The 19078-nt window shown below is 40.8% G+C and carries 13 protein-coding genes and 2 pseudogenes; all 15 read right to left on the bottom strand.

Annotation, left to right across the window (positions count from 1 at the left end; all coding sequences use genetic code 11):
* Positions 1-70 precede the first annotated feature (70 nt).
* A pseudogene (locus tag OC530_RS02520) lies at positions 71-292 on the bottom strand (N-acetylmuramoyl-L-alanine amidase family protein); the annotation flags it as partial.
* Positions 280-423: pseudogene (locus OC530_RS02525) on the bottom strand (alpha/beta hydrolase); the annotation flags it as partial. The pseudogenes OC530_RS02520 and OC530_RS02525, both read right to left, overlap by 13 nt.
* A complete protein-coding gene (pabB, locus tag OC530_RS02530) occupies positions 424-2145 on the bottom strand; it encodes an aminodeoxychorismate synthase component I (RefSeq protein WP_262079207.1) in 1722 nt (573 codons plus the stop codon).
* 69 nt (positions 2146-2214) lie between these two features.
* The gene (locus OC530_RS02535; RefSeq protein WP_262079209.1) at positions 2215-8103 is read right to left on the bottom strand and encodes a ZmpA/ZmpB/ZmpC family metallo-endopeptidase; all 5889 of its coding nucleotides are present in this window, start codon (positions 8101-8103) and stop codon (positions 2215-2217) included.
* Positions 8104-8124: 21 nt separating this feature from the next.
* Complete coding sequence (locus tag OC530_RS02540; RefSeq protein WP_262079211.1) at positions 8125-8688, bottom strand: TIGR01440 family protein; 564 nt, start codon at positions 8686-8688, stop codon at positions 8125-8127.
* Between the two features lie 115 nt (positions 8689-8803).
* Entirely contained in the window at positions 8804-10495 is a 1692-nt protein-coding gene (locus OC530_RS02545; RefSeq protein WP_262079213.1) for a sensor histidine kinase, read from the bottom strand.
* Entirely contained in the window at positions 10492-11229 is a 738-nt protein-coding gene (locus tag OC530_RS02550) for a response regulator transcription factor (RefSeq protein ID WP_262079215.1), read from the bottom strand. The genes OC530_RS02545 and OC530_RS02550 overlap by 4 nt, the downstream gene beginning before the upstream one ends.
* Before the next feature lie 336 nt (positions 11230-11565).
* On the bottom strand, positions 11566-12678 hold the full coding sequence (gene msrB, locus OC530_RS02555; RefSeq protein ID WP_262079216.1) for a peptide-methionine (R)-S-oxide reductase MsrB: 1113 nt from the start codon (positions 12676-12678) through the stop codon (positions 11566-11568).
* Positions 12679-12687: 9 nt separating this feature from the next.
* Complete coding sequence (locus OC530_RS02560; protein ID WP_173217731.1) at positions 12688-13254, bottom strand: redoxin family protein; 567 nt, start codon at positions 13252-13254, stop codon at positions 12688-12690.
* 20 nt (positions 13255-13274) lie between these two features.
* Positions 13275-13985 carry a thiol-disulfide oxidoreductase-associated membrane protein CcdA2 gene (ccdA2, locus tag OC530_RS02565; protein ID WP_262079218.1) on the bottom strand — a complete coding sequence of 237 codons (711 nt, stop codon included), beginning with the start codon at positions 13983-13985 and terminating at the stop codon, positions 13275-13277.
* 209 nt (positions 13986-14194) lie between these two features.
* Positions 14195-15055 carry a YihY/virulence factor BrkB family protein gene (locus tag OC530_RS02570; RefSeq protein ID WP_262079220.1) on the bottom strand — a complete coding sequence of 287 codons (861 nt, stop codon included), beginning with the start codon at positions 15053-15055 and terminating at the stop codon, positions 14195-14197.
* 141 nt (positions 15056-15196) lie between these two features.
* Positions 15197-17251, bottom strand: coding sequence for a sodium:proton antiporter (locus OC530_RS02575; RefSeq protein WP_262079222.1), 2055 nt, complete (start codon positions 17249-17251; stop codon positions 15197-15199).
* Positions 17252-17262: 11 nt separating this feature from the next.
* Positions 17263-17517 (bottom strand): hypothetical protein, encoded by a 255-nt coding sequence (locus OC530_RS02580; protein WP_000361092.1) that lies wholly within the window; start codon positions 17515-17517, stop codon positions 17263-17265.
* Complete coding sequence (locus tag OC530_RS02585) at positions 17510-18067, bottom strand: class I SAM-dependent methyltransferase (protein WP_262079224.1); 558 nt, start codon at positions 18065-18067, stop codon at positions 17510-17512. Before OC530_RS02585 ends, OC530_RS02580 begins: the two co-directional genes overlap by 8 nt.
* The gene (locus OC530_RS02590; protein ID WP_262079226.1) at positions 18051-19007 is read right to left on the bottom strand and encodes a TIGR01212 family radical SAM protein; all 957 of its coding nucleotides are present in this window, start codon (positions 19005-19007) and stop codon (positions 18051-18053) included. Before OC530_RS02590 ends, OC530_RS02585 begins: the two co-directional genes overlap by 17 nt.
* Positions 19008-19078 lie beyond the last annotated feature (71 nt).

The raw sequence follows: 19078 nt of genomic DNA on the forward strand, positions 1-19078 counted from the left end.
ACAGTATTAGTATAACAAAAACTAATCGTTTATGCAAAGGTTTGCATTAACTTTCTGAATTTTATCTGATTTATGGTTTCCAGAGACCTGAGGCATCTACATAGTAGCGGCCTCCATCAACTCGCTCATTCTTAGCCATTTTACCATCTGATTTCAAATAGTAATTTCCTTGCCATGCATTGCGAGCGTATGAACCATCTGATTTCAAGTAATACCAGGCTTGGTAAGAAGAATCATAAACCCACTCACCTTGTGCCATTTTACCGTTTGATTTAAGGTAATAAGCTCCTTGGCTTTTTGATAGCTGCTAATTCCAGAAGGAAATAACTCGATAGCCTCAGAAGGATAATCTGTCAGTAGATTCCGAACTTCTTTCCAAGACTCTGCTGACTGCCCTAAACCGTGTAAAAATATCAGTTTCATCTAATTCTCCTCTAGGTTTAATTCATACAAGCCTCTCACTGCATTACAGCCGTAAATAGCTTCTGCTTGGGCTAAGTCTGCCAAGGTCAAGACTTTCTCTTCTACCTGTCCTGTTTCTAGTAAATACTGACGGTAAATTCCTGGCAAGATTCCCAGTCGGATAGGCGGTGTGTAGAGTTTTCCAGCGATTTTCAGAACCAAATTTCCGATTGAGGTTTCCAATAGCTCTCCAGCTACATTATGGTAAATAATTTCTTGTTCTCCTAAACTCAAATGCGGTCGGTGAGTCGTTTTAAAGTAGGTAAAGGATTGATTCAAAGCAGCTTCTTGAAGGCAGACTTGGGCCTGACAAAAGCTTGTACTAAGAGGGGTTAATACTTGACGATTGACTTCTATCTCTCCAGATTTGCTGAGAGAAATTCGCAAGCGGTAATCTTGATTAACTTCACAATCCTGACACTCTTCCTCTATCTTTTGTTTCAAGTTTTCTGAATCAAATGGAAAGGCAAAATACCGACTAGCTTTTCTCAGCCTTTCTATATGTTGATTCTCAAACAGCAAGCACTTCTGGCTGATTTTCCCTGTAGTAATCAGTTTGAAACGAGCTTGTTTACGATAGAGAACAGCTGCCTTTTGATGAACCTCTCGATACTCAGATTCCCAAGTGCTATCCCATGTAATGCCTCCGCCAACTCCATAGATGGCTTTCCCTTGATACAGTTGAATCGTCCGAATGGCCACATTAAAAATCCGTCGTCCATTTGGAAGCAAGAAACCAATCGTTCCGCAGTAAACTCCACGCGGTTGCGGCTCTAGGTCCTTGATAATCTCCATAGTCGCAATTTTCGGAGCTCCCGTTATGGAACCGCAAGGAAATAGAGAACGGAAGATTTCAACAAGGTCAACATCCTCTCGCAACTGACTCTTGATAGTCGAAGTCATCTGCCACACAGTTGAATACTGCTCTACCTGACACAGACGCTCCACGTGCTCGCTCCCCACTTCAGAGATACGGTTCATATCATTGCGCAAGAGGTCCACAATCATCATATTTTCAGAGCGATTTTTGGGATCCTGCTCCAGCCAACTAGCCTGCCCCAAATCTTCTTGGTCAGTCATGCCACGCTGAGTCGTTCCCTTCATTGGTCGCGTTGTCAACTCGCGGCCATTTTGCTCAAAAAAGAGCTCTGGGCTCATGGAAATCACTGCCATCTCGTCATGTTCCACATAGGCATTGTAGCCCGCCTCCTGCTCTACCACCATACGATTGTAGATGGCAAAAGGATTGGCACTTAAATCTTGTTTTAGTTGGACGGTGTAGTTGACCTGATAGGTATCTCCCTGCCGCAAATGATGGTGAATCTGGGCAATAGCCTTTTCATAGTCTACTGCTGACGTTACTTCCTGCCAATTTGAAGGCAAATCAACCTCATCATAAGTCAGAGGAATAGGGGAGGTCTCCACCCTATCGTGAACAGTAAAGTAAAGCAAATACTCGTCCAGTAAAGGTGCCTTATGAACTGCTAATTTCTCCTCAAAAGCAGGTGCAGCCTCGTAGCTGACATAGCCCACCACATAGTAACCCTGCTCTTGGTAGCTTTCCACTTGTGACAACAAGTCTGCCACTTCTGCTAAATCTCTGGTTTTTAACTCTTTAATAGGCTGGGTAAAGGTGTATCTCTCCCCCAAAGCCCTAAAATCAATCACTGTTTTTCTATGCATACCTTAAGTATAGCATAAAAAGGCAGATACAGACAAAGCTGATCTACCTTTTTACGATTTTATTCATCCCTATGCTTGTGGTGCAGTAAATAGATCACCAGAGAAACCGTCTGTGTTTTTAAGGAGTTGTTTGTATATTTTCCACTTGAGATTCTCTGTATATTGGTAATGATTCTTAATGTTCTTATCATCCATACCTGCAAGATCTTTGCTAACAGCTTCTTCAAATAAGGATTGTAACTGAGCATACGTTGAAATTTTCACTCCGTCTACCTCAATCTCAACAAAGCCTTTTTGTGCTTTATCATAAACTTCATGATACCAATGCTTCTTCCACTCTTCGAGATTTTGGAATTGATTCTTAGAAACTTTCTTGATAATGAAATCATCACCTAAAAGCCCTTCATTCTCTTTATTTGCAGCTCCTTTTAACTTATTAGAAACATAAGGAATGAAGCCATTTTCATAACCATAATACCCCCACATACGGAAAGTATTATGTTTAAAGGAAATAGAACCTACGGTACTTCGACTCGTATTTCCTCCAAAGACACCTGCCATCATGTTCACTGTCTGATAAGCACTATCAAATCCTTCTGTGCGGTAACGACCGTTACCCGGCATACCATGAAGAGTTACAAAATTATTCTCTACCAACTTGTCAATACTATCAATTGCCAATCTTTTCTCTTCTTCTGTCAAGTCACGTAATTTATCCCACTGATGTGGTTCTCCAATTAAACGGTTTCTATCCGCATTAGTGCGCCACTCTTTATCCATCTTCTTGAACCACTTAGAATTATCAGTTAACTTCTGTTTAATAACGGCATCAGCTTCTAAGTAATCAAGCATCATCATAGACTCATTGTAGTTCTTCATGTAACTATCAATCTTCTCTCGACTATCTAACTTATCCGGGTCATAATTGTATAACTGTTCACCATCATTTTTACGCTTATAAGCCATATTGATACCGAGAGCACCATATTCACTATTCGGAGTTGATTTATCAGGAGTTTGCAACATACCTTGAGCAAAGGCTTCTAAATCCGTACCTTCACGATGCCAATCCCCACCGTAATAAGCCATACGGTCATTTACGTGTGTAGTTTCATGAGTGAAAGCTGAAATACCGAATGGTTCCATCATATTTGTTACCATGAAGTAAACTTGATCATCTTTCCAAGGACGCTCATAAATCTTCGCCATAGCACCCATATTCCAATTAATTTGGTGCCAACGATCAGTCGGGCCGAATAACTCACGGACTGGTGTAACAACCTTACCACCATCACCATAACCCATACGATTCGCTCCACCTAAACCAGCATAGGCTTGGTTATCCCAAACTGGAGTTGGTACAGAATTTTGACTCTTCAATAATTGATTCCGAACCTTTGGTAAAGCTAAACGAGACCAAAAGTCTAAGTAACGTTGTTGCGCTTTGGCTACTTTATCAATCTCCGCTTTATAGGCATTACGCTCTTCTTCTGTATTCTTACCATATTTCTCAAATGAACTAAAAGCTATCGTATTGTAAGTAGATATTACAAAGATATGAGCTTTCTTCAAGTTAAGCAATGGTAAAATCATACGACTATGAACATCATTATTCAAACCATCATAAATACGATGGCGCTTATCTTTGAAATCCTCTGTAGTCGTTTCGGGCTCAGAAACATAAACGTTCTTTGCAGCATGAATAAACCAGTCATTTAAGTCGGTGTACTTAGTGAATAAACGCATGTTATAACCTAACAAGCCATTTAATTCCCCTTTTCCAATAGTACCACCAATAACTTCACGATAAGCTTCTAAACTTCTATCTCCTTTTAAATTCTTTTCTGCTGAACCTATACGAATCAAGAAATCTAAAATACTTGGTGTTTTACCATAAAAGTCTGGTTTAAACATCATCAAATGCTTAAAGTTCAAGCCATCATAGTCGATACCATAATAACGATTTAGATAAGTCAAGGCTAATATAATCTTAGCTTTATTATCTTCAACTTTCTTGAGAAGCGCCTTCTCAGCCACTTCATCACTGTTCAGTTGATGATCTTCATTTTCTAACAAGGACTTCACTAACTTATCTAACGTCTCTCTAACCTCAGCGAAACTTTCTTCTAGGTATAGAGATGCAGGGTTATTTGTAATAGCTTTAACCTCAGCAGAGTCTAAAGCAACAGAACTCAACTTCTCTTTAACTTTCGTAATCAAAGAATCTCTGTTCTTATCAACCATATTAGGAGTGTAAACTACACCTAAATCATCTACATTATATTCTTTGACTTGTTTTACCCTAGAGTCCGAAACCGCAGATACCCCAAATTCTTCTTTGGTTCCATCGTCATAGTGAATCATGATTTTATCCACACTTGATAAATCAGTAACAAATTGCCCTGATTTCATACCCGTTACAGACAGAACGGTTTTCTTAACAAGATTGGACTCATCTGTTAACTTATTCCCTTGGTTTACAATCCACTCTTTATTATAGAACGGTTGAAGTTTTTCAATGTTGCGATAGGCTTGTTCACGTTCAACTTTGTAATCTTGCGTTGTCTTATACTCATTATCCCGTGTTGTGAGAGCGTTGAGTTTATTTACAATTGGCTCTGTAATTGCATATTTATCTGCTGTGATAGCCAATTCTTTAATTTTCTTATCAGCTTCCTCTTGTGTTATAGGCTTAATACGATGCAATTCTTTAGAATGCTTGTATGATGAAGTACCCTTACTTACATCTTTTACAACGTAGTTTCTATTAACATTGTTACCAGTCCAATAAGGATCGGCACTGATATCATGTGAACCATAAAATATTTCTCCGGTTTCAACTTTCATCATTGAAACAGAATCTTCAATCGAACCATGCATGTTAAGACTTCCAACAGCACCGCCAACTTCAATTGGTTCTTCCACAACTATTGTACCTTTAACAACAGATTTTTTAATAGCTCCCTCTCTACCTACAGCATAGTTATCGCCTCCATTTTGCGACCAGTAAGCTATACCTGCAGCCTTAGCTTTCTTCCCTCGAATATTGGCATCTACATAAGCCTGCTCTACCAGCCCCTTCCAGTTTTCACCAACAATACCAGTCAAGAACGAACTACCTGTACCAATAGAGGTCACATTCCCAATAAAAGCTACATTTCTCAATGTACCGCCACTATCAATCTTATCAATAAATCCAGATACCCAGTCACGACCAACTACATCACCTGTAACTTTAACATTTTCAATAGTAGTTCCACCTTTAATGACATTAGCAATGGGTGCAATTTGATTTTCTCCCGGCATGTTAATATTCACATTAGCAAGATTTATATCATGAATATGACCACCTTGAATGTTTCCAAATAATGGACGACTTATATTATGGATTGAATAACGTCCACCATCAACACTTGATAACTTACCTTTAAATACGGATGTTACGTAAGATTTACCATTACCTTTAACATTGGCTGCATTAAGATCTGCACCCAGTTTGAACTCTCCAGTAGGGTTAGCTTGCATATCTTTTACAAGTTCATTGAAGTTGTAGTATACATTATTTACTTTTGGTAATTGTTTTTCAAAATAATGAACATATTCTTCACTCAGTGTATCATCAGATCTACGTTGAACTAAGTCTGGAGCTTTTGCTACTACTTTGTACAATGTTTTTCCATCTACAACAACTTCTTCAACAGAACTTACTGCAAGTCTTGCCACTTTGTTGTCGTGAGTTGTTACACGTAAGTAAAGTGGTGCAACGTCTGTCGGTTTTTCAGTAAGTAAGCTCTTATCTGTTTCAACACCAGCATCATCCACACTCATCAAGCTAGTTTCTTTGATGTTTTTGATTTCAACTTTTTTAAGGTCTAACTGAATTTGTTTATCTTCTAATTTCTCAGTTTCTTCGCCTTCTCCACGATCATAAACCATTGTAGTAGATAGGGTGTAACCTTGATAATATTTCAATTTATCTAAAGTAGCGTTTAATTTATTTTCTTCTACCGTTACTTCTTTAACAAGTTGTCCATCTTTATCTTTTAATGCTAATTTGATTGATTTGATTTCTACTCCAGCTGGTTTTGTCAATGTATAACTAGCTGTCGCACTCTTCTTCAAGACATCTTTTTCAGTATTAGCCCATTGTAAAGTAGGTTTTTCTAACCCTTTTGTACCATTCTTAATAATTTTATCTTGAGGTTGTAAGATAACTTTTTCTTCTACTGTTGGAGCTTCGTTTGTTTTTTCTCCGCGAATTGTTTTATACGTTTCAGTAATTTGTTTCTTACCGTTTACACCTTCTTGAGCAACTGTAGTTGTTCCACGTTTTAAAGTGTCATCATCTTCTGTTTTTGTAGCAAAAGGAATGGCTTCTTCTCTTGTTTCAACTGTTGTTCCTTCAACTGGTTTTGTTCCTTTTTTAACGACTTTAGAAACGGCAGGCATTTTCACTTCCGTACTGGTAGAAAGAACTTTATCTGTCTCTACACCTTCCACTGTTTCGTAAGTTGTTTTGGTAACTTGAACTCCTTTAGCCCCTTCACGTTCAACAACTTCTTCATCTACATATTTTGTGTCATCCGGAACTACTTCTGTTGTGAAATCTAATTCACTTTCGGTAGACTTCTCAACTGTACCTGTTGTTACTTTATATTCTGGGTTTACTTCTTGTACTGGTGCTTGACCTTCTTTGCCTTCTTCTTGCGTACCTTTAGCTGTTTTGGTCTCCTCTGTTGGTTCTACAGTTTCTTCAACCTTAGTCTCTGGAGATACTTCTTCTTGTTTCGGTGTTTCTTCCGCAGTCTTCTCTTCTTCAGGAGCTTCTGGTTGCTTTTCTGGAGAGACTGGTGCCTTTTCGTCTTCACTTGGCGCGACTGGTTCACCTGCTTGTTCAACTTTTGGTTCCGTTTGTTTTTCTACAGCAGGCGTTTCCACTTTTGGTTCTTCAACAGGTTGATTAGCAGCCTCCTCTTTTGATTCTACTACTGCTGGCTGTGCATCTTCTTGTTTCGGTGTCTCTTCCGATACCTTATCCTCTTTAGGATCTTCTTGTTGTGATGAATCTTTTGGTATCCTTGGTTGCTCAGGTTGTTCTGGGACTTTTGGTTGTTCTACTGGAGTTGCAACTTTTGATTCCTCAGCTGGTTTGTCTGATGGTTGACTTTCCGGTTTGACTGGTGCTTGTTCATCTGTTTTTGACTCAACTACTCCACTTACTTCTTCAACTGGAGCTGGTTCTGCTGAATCTTCTTTTTCATCTTTTCCTTTAGGGAGGGGGTCGTCAGTAGGTTTTACTTCCGATTTTGGTTCTTCCTTTGGATCTTCTTCTATTTTAGGAGCTTCTTCTACTGAAACTTCCTCTACTCCTGCTTGGGTTTCTACCCTAGGTTGTGCTTGACTACTTGTTACTTGGGGATTCTCAACTTCGACTACAGTCACCTCTCCAGGTTTAGCTGAGGCTTCTTCTAAAACAGTGTCCAAGCCAAGCGTTTTGAGGATGTCACCTGATAGATAACCAACATAGCGATAGCCCTCCATTTCAACAACACCCTCTCGACTAGCCGGTGCTAGGGTCGCAACTGGGTCTACAGCTCCTGCACTAGGAAGGACTACCAATCCCATAGCTCCAACTAGAAAGACGCTGGCAATTTTCTTTCTCTTGTAGATTACAAGTAAGCTCCCAACAGTCAGCAAACCAAAAGCTGTCAAAACAGATGCTTCTGTCCCTGTTTGTGGCAGCTGGTCTTTTTGGTACACCAAACCATATACAACTTCATTCCCATCAGGCTTTCCTGTCTGGATTAAATCTTTAGCTTCTTGTGAAATAACCTCTTTATCTACATAGTGATAGGTAGCTGCGTCCACTACAGAAGGAGCCATCAAAAGGCTTCCAAGAAATACAGAACCTACAACTCCCTTAATCTTACGAATTGAAAAACGGTCTTTTTTAAACACTTTCATCTCCTTTATTCATTCTCACGACTTTCTGATAGAATCTTGCGGATAGTGCGCACGCGCACCTCCGATTAATTTTGGACGACTAGCCAGCGCCGTTACATGGGCATGACCAATCTCTCTCAAAAGAGGGCGAATCGGAACCTGAACATGCTTGACATGCATGCCAATTGCAGTGTCTCCGATATCCAATCCAGCATGAGCCTTGATAAATTCAACCTCAACTGGATCCTGCATAAACTTGAAGGCTGCCAACTGACCTGAACCTCCTGCATGAAGAGTTGGAAGGACACTGACGATTTCCAGACCAAACTGCTCTGCCACTTGATGTTCAACAACGAGGGCTCGATTGACATGTTCACAACCTTGAACGGCTAAATGGATACCTCTACTACCTAGAATACCCAAGATAGTCTCCACTATCAGCTCACCAATCTCTTGACTGGATTCTTTCCCAATCTGACCACCTATCACCTCACTAGAAGATAGACCTAAAACAAAAAGGGCCCCCTGCTTCAAATTGGCCTTTTCTAAAACATCTTCTAATACCTGACGTGTTTCTCTTTGAATCTGTGTCTCGTTCATCTCTGTCACCTCTTTTGTCACTCTTCTATCATACCGTTTTTTCTTGTTTTTAGCAAGATAGACAACCTAGAAAGCTTGCCCAATTACGCATAAAACTCCCAGAATTGACTGGGAGTTAGCTAGTTTCTATTCCATTTATGTATATTTCAACTTTCGTTCCTTTTGAGGGGGCAGAATCAATCTTCATATGGTAATCTTCTTCAAAATGAAGTTTGAGTCGCTGATCGACATTTTGAAGACCAACTCCCCCACGTTTGAGGTTACTCTGACTACTATCGCCAGCAGTTTGGAAGCCAACGCCATCATCCTCAATACGGATGACCAATCCTGTATCCTGCTTCTGGACAGAAACTCTAATATGTCCCTGACCTTCCTTCTCCTTGATGCCATGGTACAGAGCATTTTCCACCAGAGGTTGTAACACCAACTTGGGCAAGACTAGGTTATCAAAGGCAGGATTTTCCTCAATCTCGTATTCCAGCTTATCTCCATAGCGTTGTTTCTGGATAAAGAGGTACTGGCGGACATGATTGATTTCATCAGACAGGCAAATCAAATCCTTGCCTTGATTGAGTGCCAAGCGGAAATAGGTTGCCAAGGACTTGGTCACCTGAACCACACGCTGACTATCCTGAAATTCAGCCATCCAGATGATGGTGTCCAAGGTGTTATAGAGGAAATGTGGGTTAATCTGACTTGATAGGGCTTGAAGTTGGTACTGACGGGTCGTTTCTTCCTGCCTGCGAATATCCGCCATCAGCTGATCAACCTGATCCAACATGGCATTAAACTGACGAGACACTTCTCTCAGTTCATAGGCACCAGTTTCCCTGGCACGAAGATTCTGATTACCAGAAGCAATTTCCAGCATGGTTTCTCTCAAATCCTTCAAAGGAGCAATCCAGCGTTTAAGACTAAGCCACACCAAGCAGAGACAGACAAGAAGAGATGTGATACTAGCCCCAAGCAAGGTCCACAAGAGTTGATTCCGAACCTGGTCTAACTTCTCCAACGAAGACACACCAAGCACCGTCCAATCAGTTCCAGCAATCCTTTCCTGACTGACGTAGGATTTGTGATCTGGAGTATAGCCCTGCCCTGTCTCAATATAGGGTTTCATGGCCTCCATTTCGCTAGATGAGCTATAGACTGTATGTTTAGGATGATAAACAAATTCATGATTTTCATTGATGATAAAAGCAAATCCCTGCTGACCCAACTGTAGCTGGTTGAGATATGCTTCCAGAGTTTCATAAGAAATATCCAAACGAAGTACACCCAGATTGGCTCCCTTTGCATCAACAAGTTCTTGAGTGACAGAAATGACCCACTGACTATCTGATTTACGAGCTGGAGTCAAAACGGGCATGGCTCCCTGATGAATGGCCTTTTGGTACCAATCCTCAGCCATCATATCTGAGGAAGTTTTCATTTGCACACTATCATCTGTAGAAATGACCTGACCGGATTTGGTCACCAGCACAACAGTTTTCAAGTCCTGATCTGCCTTTAAGATGGTCAAAAACAGATCTCGAATTCCCTTGATCTTGTCTTGACTGGGATTCTCAGCATAGGCCAGAACATCTGTCTGCTGGGTCAAACTAGTCGAGGTGGTTTCTAATTTTTTGATATAAGACTGGATAAAGTGGCTAGTTTGGCTGATAGTCGTCTGGCTATTGCCCTCAATGGTAGCTTCAATGGCTGATGAACTAGATTGATAATAGAAAGTCCCGACCAGAGCTAGGAGAATGAGAAAGACCAGAAAGATGGAAATAACCATTCTGACTAGGAGAGAAGAACGCTTCATCGACCTTCCCCCTTCTTAAACTGACGAGGTGTCACTCCTGCAATCTGTTTAAAACGTTGGGTAAAATAGTTCATATCTTCAAAACCAACCTTTTCGGCTATCTCATAAATCTTTAAATCTGTGGTCAGAAGCAAGAGCTTGGCTTGTTTGACACGTTCTCTCACCAGATAATCCTGAAAAGGCAGGCCCAACTCTTTCTTAATCAAAGAACTCAGATAGGTCGGACTAAAGTCCAAGTCACTGGCTAAAGACTTTAAACTAAACTGGCTATCAGCCAGATGAGACTGGATTTTCTGGGCCATATTTCCTTCAAACTTATCGGTCAATAAATCTTGTAACTGCTCTTCTTTCTCTTCCTTGTCCAACTTTTGCTTGATTTTCCCCAACATTTCCTCAATATCCTGACGAGAAAAGGGCTTAAGCAGGTAGTCATCCACACCGAGTTTGACAGCAGACAAGGCATAATCAAAATCATCGTAGCCAGTCAAAAAAACTAGATGAACCTGAGGATAGGTTTCTCGGACTAGACTGGCCAACTGGATGCCATTTAGCTGAGGCATATTGATATCGGTTAAAATAATGTCTGGCACCTGCTTTTGAATTAGCTCCCAAGCCTGCCTTCCATTTTCAGCCTGACCGATGATTTCCATATCGTAGGCTGCTACATTGACCAACTTGGTCAAGCCTTGTCTTACCAGATATTCATCTTCTACGATTAAGATTGTGTAGGTCATGCTTCTCTCCTTTGTCACTTACTAGTATCAGTATAGCAAAATTCTCCTCTAACTGCTTAGGAAAGACTTCTTATACTCAATGAAAATCAAAAAGTAAACTAGGAAGCTAGCCGCAAGTTGCTCAAAGTACAGCTTTGAGGTTGTGGATAGAGAGACTGGGCAAAAAGTCTGTTAAAGTAGAAAACGCATAGTATCAGGTGTTAAAAATACTTGATATTATGTGTTTTATTGTTAGAAAATTTGCTTCACTTTCTCCTCAAATTGAGTTTTGCCCAGTCTCAACCCTACCCACTGTAAGCCGATTCTGACGTGGTTTAAAGCGATTTTCGAAGAGTATTAATCGACATAATCTAGTAAATAAGCATAGCCTTTTTCTTCCATTTGGTCTTTGGGAATAAAGCGAATGGAAAGACTATTGATACAGTAGCGCAAGCCACCCTTGTCCTGTGGTCCGTCCGTAAAGACATGGCCAAGGTGAGAATCTCCAACTCGGCTCCGCACTTCCATGCGTGTCATATTGTAGGACTTATCTTCTTTGTAAGTAGCAACATCTGGACTGATTGGTTGGGTGAAACTAGGCCATCCGCAACCAGACTCAAACTTGTCCTTTGATGAAAAGAGAGGTTCGCCAGTTGCCACATCCACATAGATACCAGATTCAAATTTATCCCAGTAGCGGTTTGAGAAAGCCCGTTCTGTTTGATTTTTCTGGGTAACTGCATACTCCTCAGGTGACAGAGTCTTTTTCAATTCTTCATCACTTGGTTTGGGATATTTGCTGGCATCAATGACGGGGTAGGCCGCCTGATTGACATTGATATGGCAGTAGCCATTTGGATTTTTCTTGAGATAGTCTTGGTGATAATCCTCGGCCACCACGAAATTCTTCAAGGGCTCCTTTTCAACTGCCAGAGGTTGGTCATAATTCTTAGCCACCTCATCAAAGACTTGATTAATCACCTCTAAATCCTTGTCATCTGTGTAATAAACACCAGTACGGTACTGGGTTCCCACATCATTTCCTTGTTTATTTTTGCTGGTTGGATTGATAATGCGGAAATAATGAAGCAGGATTTCCTTGAGAGAAATTTGATTAGCATCATAGGTAACATGAACAGTCTCCGCATGACCTGTTTGGTTAATCAATTCGTACTTGGTTGTTTCCCCTCTACCATTTGCATAACCTGAAACGGCATCTGTCACTCCAGGAACACGTGAGAAATATTCCTCCACTCCCCAGAAACAACCTCCAGCTAGATAAATTTCGTGCAAGTCTGCGTCTTTACTAATTTCTGTTTTTTTCACTGTTTTTCCTCCTTGGCTAACTGCCGCTTTCTCAATTTGCGAGGCATCTGTCTGCCCTGCATTTCGCATCAATAGAAAATAGAAACCGGTTATGGCTAGGAAAAAGATTCCTGCCAAGACAAACAATTTTACTTTATCATTCATGACCTTTCCCTACCCCATTTCTTTCAATGTTTTTAAAATCATATCCTTATCCATAAAACCTGGTTGCGTTTTGACCAGCTTTCCTTCCTTGTCTATAAAGGCTTGAGTTGGGTAAGAACGGACACCATAACTTTCCAAAAGTTTGCCTGATGGGTCAACTAGGACTGGGAAATTTTTATAATCCAAGCCCTTATACCAATTCTTAAAGTCCGCTTCAGATTGCTCTCCCTTGTGTCCTGGTGACACTACTGTCAAGACAACATAGTCATATCCAGCTTCTTTAGCGATTTCGTCCGTATCTGGAAGGCTAGCTAAACAGATGGAACACCAAGAAGCCCAGAATTTAAGATAGACTTTCTTTCCCTTATAATCAGACAAGCGGTAGGTCTTGCCATCTACTCCAGTTAGCTCAAAATCAGCCACCTCTTTCCCTTTAGCCGTGCTTGTTTTACTAGCTGTCTGCTCCATCTTCATCTCATCTTTCATTTGGTGTTCACTGGTCATGGACTTGCCTGAACAAGCCGTCAAACAAAGGAGCGAACCTGCTCCAAGAACACATGTTTGCCATTTTTTCATACTGATATTCCTTTCCATTTTTATTCAAATAATTGACTTAAAATTGAAGCATTTCCAAACAGAACCAAGATTCCCATCAGGATAATGAGAAACCCACCCACTTTTTTGAGGATTCCGAGATAAGGATGGAGTTTTCGGAAATGTTTCAAAACATAGCTAGAGGCCAGAGCTAGAACCAAAAATGGTAGCGCCAAACCCAGCGTATACACCAACATGAGACCAGCTCCCTGCCAAGCACCTGAGCCACCTGAAGCCGCCAAGGCTAAAACAGACCCCAGAACCGGCCCCACACAAGGTGTCCAAGCAAAACTAAAGGTCAAACCCAGCAAAAATGCCTGACTATAGCCCTTACCATGTTGCCCCTGTCTTTGGAGTTGTAACCTCTTTTCCTTATAAAGCCCCTTAAAGTGTAGAATCTCCATCTGGTGCAAGCCTAAGAGAATGATAACCGCACCCGTCACATATTGGAACCAAGAAGCATAAAGCAAATCGCCTAAAAAACCAGCTCCATAGCCCAACAAAATAAAGATAAAGGAAATCCCCGCTATAAAGGCCAGCGTTCGCAATAAACTAGTAACTGAGATGGAAAATTTGCCACTAGAAGTCTGAGCACCATCCTTATCATCTAGTAACACCCCTGCATAAACTGGTAACAAGGGTAAGATACAAGGAGAAAAGAAGGATAGAATCCCTGCCAAAAAGACACTTAGAAAAAAGAAAATATGACCCATAAAGTTCCTCCTATCATTTTATTGATAGGTTTATTATACTCCTTCCATTTTCGAAAAAACAGGGACAATGATAGGGAAAAATAGGAATTTAATCAGATGATTTAGAAATCTTAGACAAAAACTATACAAAAACTACCAAAGCACAAAAGCGCATAGTATCAAGGTTCTATAAAGCCTCGATACTATGCGTTTTTGTAATAGATAAATAGTTAGTCTTTTCTAAAGCTCGGATCTTTCAAACTCTGTATACTGGCATTGATCACCGCGCCTAGGATAACAATTTTAGCAATCAAGATAAACCAAAACATCATAACAACAAGAAGAACGGAACCTAAAATTCGGACATCCACCAAATGATGGACATAGTAATTGAGATAACTAGAGAACAGAGTTAGTAAACCTAAAATCACTAAGAGGACAAAGGCACTGCCTGGTAGGGTATAGCTAATTTTCCTGTCAGATAGATTGGGAAGAAAATAATAAAGCATGACCAAGATAGCAAAGAGGAGAGCGTAAGTCAGAGGACCTGCCAAACCTTGTAAAGCCTGATAGATAATGCCATCTTTTGTCCAATAATGAGCAAGTAAATCCAAAATCATCTGCCCAAATAAGCTCAAAAACAAGGCAAAAGCAAAGAGGAGCTGCAAACCAAAACTGACTAGGAGACTTACCATCTGATGGGAAATAAGTCCACGACTCTTTTCGACGCCATAAGCTTTATTAAAGGCTTTCTGTAGGAAATTCATGGATTTTGAAAAGGTCCAGAGGGCTGACAAAACCGCAAAACTCAATAAGCCTGTTGACGGTTGGGTCAGCACTTCTGTAATAATCTTTGCGACCACATCATACATGCTTTCCGGCAAAAATTCATTGACAACCTTTAAAAAATTAGAAACTGGAATCTGAAAATATGGGAGGGTATTGACCACCACCAAAAGCAGGGGAAAAATCGAAATCAACCAATAGTAGGCTACTGCGACACTAGTCAATTCACTATCTGATGCTTGATAATAATGCAAAAAAGCTTTTACTAAAGGCCTGTCTATCAGCTCTTTCCACCACTTCTTCATGTCTCACTCCTTCACTTACAATCTTATACTCAATGAAAATCAAAGAGCAAACTAGGAAGCTAGCCGCAGGTTGCTCAAAACACTGTTTTGAGGTTGCAGATAGAGCTGACGTGGTTTGAAGAGATTTTCGAAGAGTATTAACTAATTTCTTCTTACCAATTCCACCATATCATAAGGCAGGGTATTGGCAGCTTCCTTTAGAGAATAGTTCTCTAAGTTATTCACATTTTGTCGCAATTTCTTGGCATACTTGGTCGTAATCAATCGTTTCTCTTCATATTCGAAAATCAACTTACGCTCCAGGTAATAGCCTCTCAGCATTTCATCGATATTGTTGGGCTTGACGCGATTGATAACCCGTTCGACAAAGGCACCACTGGTGATGATAGCTGTTTCTCGGAGACGAGAATCCTGCATAAAGCTGATTAAAGAACTCTTATAAACCCCTTTTAGGTTCTCCAAACTTTCGATAATCATCTCTGTATTTTCTAGATAGAGCTCTGCAATTTGGTCATAGTCAAGGGCTCTGAGTTTCTGTGATTCTTCATTTTTCCAACTGCGTAAGGTCTTACCTAAGGTAAAAACTTCATGAAGGAGAAAACGTAAAATCCGCAAGGAAACAAGGAAATAATAGGTCAATCGTGACGCAAACTTACGATTGATACTTTGTTCCATGTTTTTCAAATAACGTTGGTAAACTCGATAGGCACGCTCACTCATCTTACCCTCTTCGTAAGCCTGTTCTAAACCATCACTTTCAATACTGAGGATGAGAAGTTTTAAGGCCTCCCAGTCTTCTTGAGCCCCCTTATTTTCTTGACTCAGGATGAGATTTTCAATACGTCCATGGTAATTGTCAATAGCTGCATAGAGAGGGAGCTTATTTCTGGTATCTTCCAACTCTTTTTCCAACTCTAGCGTTACTTCATTCAAAATGGCGATGTGCATGAGATAGTCCTTGCTTTCTTCCTGTTCATCAGAAAGATGAGGCAAGACCAAGAGACCTGTTAAAAAGCTTATCAGCGTCACACCTGCGACAAGGAAAAGCAAGAGAGGATACTCCTGCTCTAGATTACTTGGTATCAGAAGAATCGTAGCAATCGACACCGTTCCCTTTACACCTGAGAAGGTCAAAAGAAGCATGTCCTTCATATATTTATTTAGCTTTTTCTTAAGACGTCGAGTCCTATAGGCATAATAGCCATAAATCATGACAAAACGAATGGCAAAGAGGACAAAGGTAAGGGCTATAAGAGATACCAATAAAAGTAAGGGATTATAGATTGGATTGGTCAAGATAGGTTCTGCTATCATTTCCAGCTCCATCCCTAAAATCACAAAGACAGAACCGTTGAGCATAAAGTTCACTGTATGCCAGACCGTCTCGGTCACCGTATCCACTTGGGCTTCAAGGAGCGTAATTTTCTTAAAACGGCTTGCTTTTAAAATCCCTGCAACTACAACGGCAATAATCCCTGAAACATGGACTTCTTCTGCCAGGAAGAAGGTTACCAAGGGCAAACTCAATTCCAGAAGGAGCTCACTAGCAATATCCGTTGCTCTCACACTAAGTAAGAAACTATGGAGGAAACGGTTGGTCATGGCTGTTAAAAATCCAATCAAAAAACCGCCTAGGATTGAAAAGATGAGCGAACTACCCGCTTGTCCAAGGGAAAAGGCTCCAGTTGTCCAGGCTGTCAAGGCCACCTGAAAGGCAACCAAACCAGATGCATCATTCAAGAGTCCTTCACCCTTAAGAATATTGGACACGCGCTTAGGAAAGCTAAACCGCTCCGAAAGAGAGGCAAAGGCCACCAAATCCGTAGGGCCAAGGGCTGCACCAACAGCCAAGCAAGCCGCCAAGGGAAGACTGAGCCAAAGAAGATGGGCCAAGCCACCCAAACTCAGGGTCGAGATGAAAATCACTGGAAATATGAGGTAAACAATGATTCGCCAGTGTTTTAAAATAGCTGTAATGTCCGCTTCTTCCGACTCTCGAAAAAGCAAGGGCCCAATAACCAGTGCCAAAAACAACTCTGTATTGAGGTGAAAGTCGGTATTGGGTAAAAAGAGACCAATCACAATTCCCAAAAGAATTTGCACCAAAGGTAGAGGCAAAAAGGGCAGGAGCTTATTGGTTGTACTTGAGACAATCAAGACCAGTAAAAATAGGATGAGGTAAATCAGTAATTCCACGCACGTCCTCCTTAATCTTTTTTACAACAAGATTCAAAAATCTCCTTCTGCTCTTTGATTTTTTGGTCAATCTTGGAACAATCCTTGTGCTCAATTTTTCTCTGGCACCGTTCCATTTCAAGAGCAACTAATTTTTTCTTGATTTTAAGCATTTTTTTGCTCATATGCGCTTGGTCTAGCACACCAACCGCACGTTCGTGGTGGGTTGACTCCACAAATTTCTGGCGCATAGTATCCAGCTTTTCACGTAGGTATTGTTTATCCATGTCTATATCTCTCTAATTTTTCAATCATAACTAAAAATGGCGGGTTATTAACTTGGTTCAGGGTTCGGTAAATGGCAACTGTATACTCTTGTTGGTTCAACTGGCTAACAAAATCCAAGACAGCATCCCTCTCGAGGTCGCCTCCTTCATGACCATAGTAGATCATAATGGCAATCCGTCCACCTTTGACAAGAAAGTGACACAACTTTTCTAAGGCTTCAATAGTTGTCTGAGGTTGGGTAATGACGGACTTATCAGCCGACGGCAGATAACCCAGATTAAAAATCCCTGCCTTGGCTTCTGTCACAAACTGGTCCAGTGTCTCATGGCCTTGCAAGATTAACTGGGCATTTGTCATTCCAGCCTGGTCCAAACGCTCTTGGGTCTTTTCCAAGGCTTGCTCCTGAATATCAAAGGCATAGACTTTCTTGGCTAGTTTGGCTAAAAAAAGCGTGTCATGACCATTTCCCATGGTCGCATCCACTACGATATCGTCCTGAGTTACAACCTCAGCCAAAAAATCATGTGCCATTTCAAGTGATCTTTTCATTTTCAAACTCCTGTTTTACAGCCTTACATCCTTGAACGCTTCCGCGACGTCGCATTTCAGTTTCAATAGCATTTAGCACTTCCCACTTATTGAGGCTCCACATAGGACCAATCAGCATATCTCTAGGTGCATCTCCCGTGATTCGATGGATGACGATATGCTTGGGAATGATTTCCAGTTGGTCACAGATGACTTTGACATACTCGTCCTGACTCATCAGTTGTAAGCGTCCCTCATGGTAATCCCGTTGCATACGAGTATTTGTCATAAGATGGAGCAAATGCAGTTTAATTCCTTGAATATCGTTATCCGTAACACAGCGGCGTACATTTTCAACCATCATCTCATGTGTTTCACCAGGCAAACCATTGATCAAATGAGAAACAATCTCAATCTTAGGATACTTTCTCAAACGCTTGACCGTTTCTACGTACAATTCATAGGAATGGGCACGGTTAATCAGGTCAGAGGTTGCTTCATAAGTAGTCTGCAAACCCAATTCAACCGTCACATGCATGCGCTCCGATAATTCAGCCAAATATTCGATGGTTTCGTCTGGTAAACAGTCTGGCCGTGTTCCAATATTGATTCCTACTACACCTGGCTCATTGATAGCCTGCTCATAGCGCTCTCGGATGACTTCCACCTTTTCATGGGTGTTGGTAAAATTCTGAAAATAAACTAGATACTTCTGAACATCTGGCCACTTGCGGTGCATAAAGTCAATTTCCTTATAAAATTGCTCACGGATAGGGGCATCCGGTGCTACGATAGCATCTCCAGAACCAGAAACCGTACAAAAAGTACAGCCCCCATGAGCCACAGTTCCATCACGATTGGGACAGTCAAATCCCGCATCAATAGGGACTTTAAAAGTCTTTTCTCCAAAAAGTTTTCGATAATAATCATTCAAGGTATTATAAGATTTCATAACTTTCATTATAACAAAAATCACCCACAATCTCAAAAGCCTGACTTTCCTATAAATTCCTCTGTTTCCCATTTCCAATA

The organism is Streptococcus sp. Marseille-Q5619, from assembly GCF_946901205.1.
Taxonomy (GTDB): domain Bacteria; phylum Bacillota; class Bacilli; order Lactobacillales; family Streptococcaceae; genus Streptococcus.

Excerpts from the sequence above, each read along its gene's own strand:
- msrB (WP_262079216.1), bottom strand. The coding sequence starts at position 12,678 with ATGAATGATAAAGTAAAATTGTTTGTCTTGGCAGGAATCTTTTTCCTA.
- ccdA2 (WP_262079218.1), bottom strand. The coding sequence starts at position 13,985 with ATGGGTCATATTTTCTTTTTTCTAAGTGTCTTTTTGGCAGGGATTCTA.
- pabB (WP_262079207.1), bottom strand. The coding sequence starts at position 2,145 with ATGCATAGAAAAACAGTGATTGATTTTAGGGCTTTGGGGGAGAGATAC.
- OC530_RS02540 (WP_262079211.1), bottom strand. The coding sequence starts at position 8,688 with ATGAACGAGACACAGATTCAAAGAGAAACACGTCAGGTATTAGAAGAT.
- OC530_RS02590 (WP_262079226.1), bottom strand. The coding sequence starts at position 19,007 with ATGAAAGTTATGAAATCTTATAATACCTTGAATGATTATTATCGAAAA.
- OC530_RS02580 (WP_000361092.1), bottom strand. The coding sequence starts at position 17,517 with ATGGATAAACAATACCTACGTGAAAAGCTGGATACTATGCGCCAGAAA.
- OC530_RS02550 (WP_262079215.1), bottom strand. The coding sequence starts at position 11,229 with ATGACCTACACAATCTTAATCGTAGAAGATGAATATCTGGTAAGACAA.
- OC530_RS02560 (WP_173217731.1), bottom strand. The coding sequence starts at position 13,254 with ATGAAAAAATGGCAAACATGTGTTCTTGGAGCAGGTTCGCTCCTTTGT.
- OC530_RS02585 (WP_262079224.1), bottom strand. The coding sequence starts at position 18,067 with ATGAAAAGATCACTTGAAATGGCACATGATTTTTTGGCTGAGGTTGTA.
- OC530_RS02570 (WP_262079220.1), bottom strand. The coding sequence starts at position 15,055 with ATGAAGAAGTGGTGGAAAGAGCTGATAGACAGGCCTTTAGTAAAAGCT.
- OC530_RS02545 (WP_262079213.1), bottom strand. The coding sequence starts at position 10,495 with ATGAAGCGTTCTTCTCTCCTAGTCAGAATGGTTATTTCCATCTTTCTG.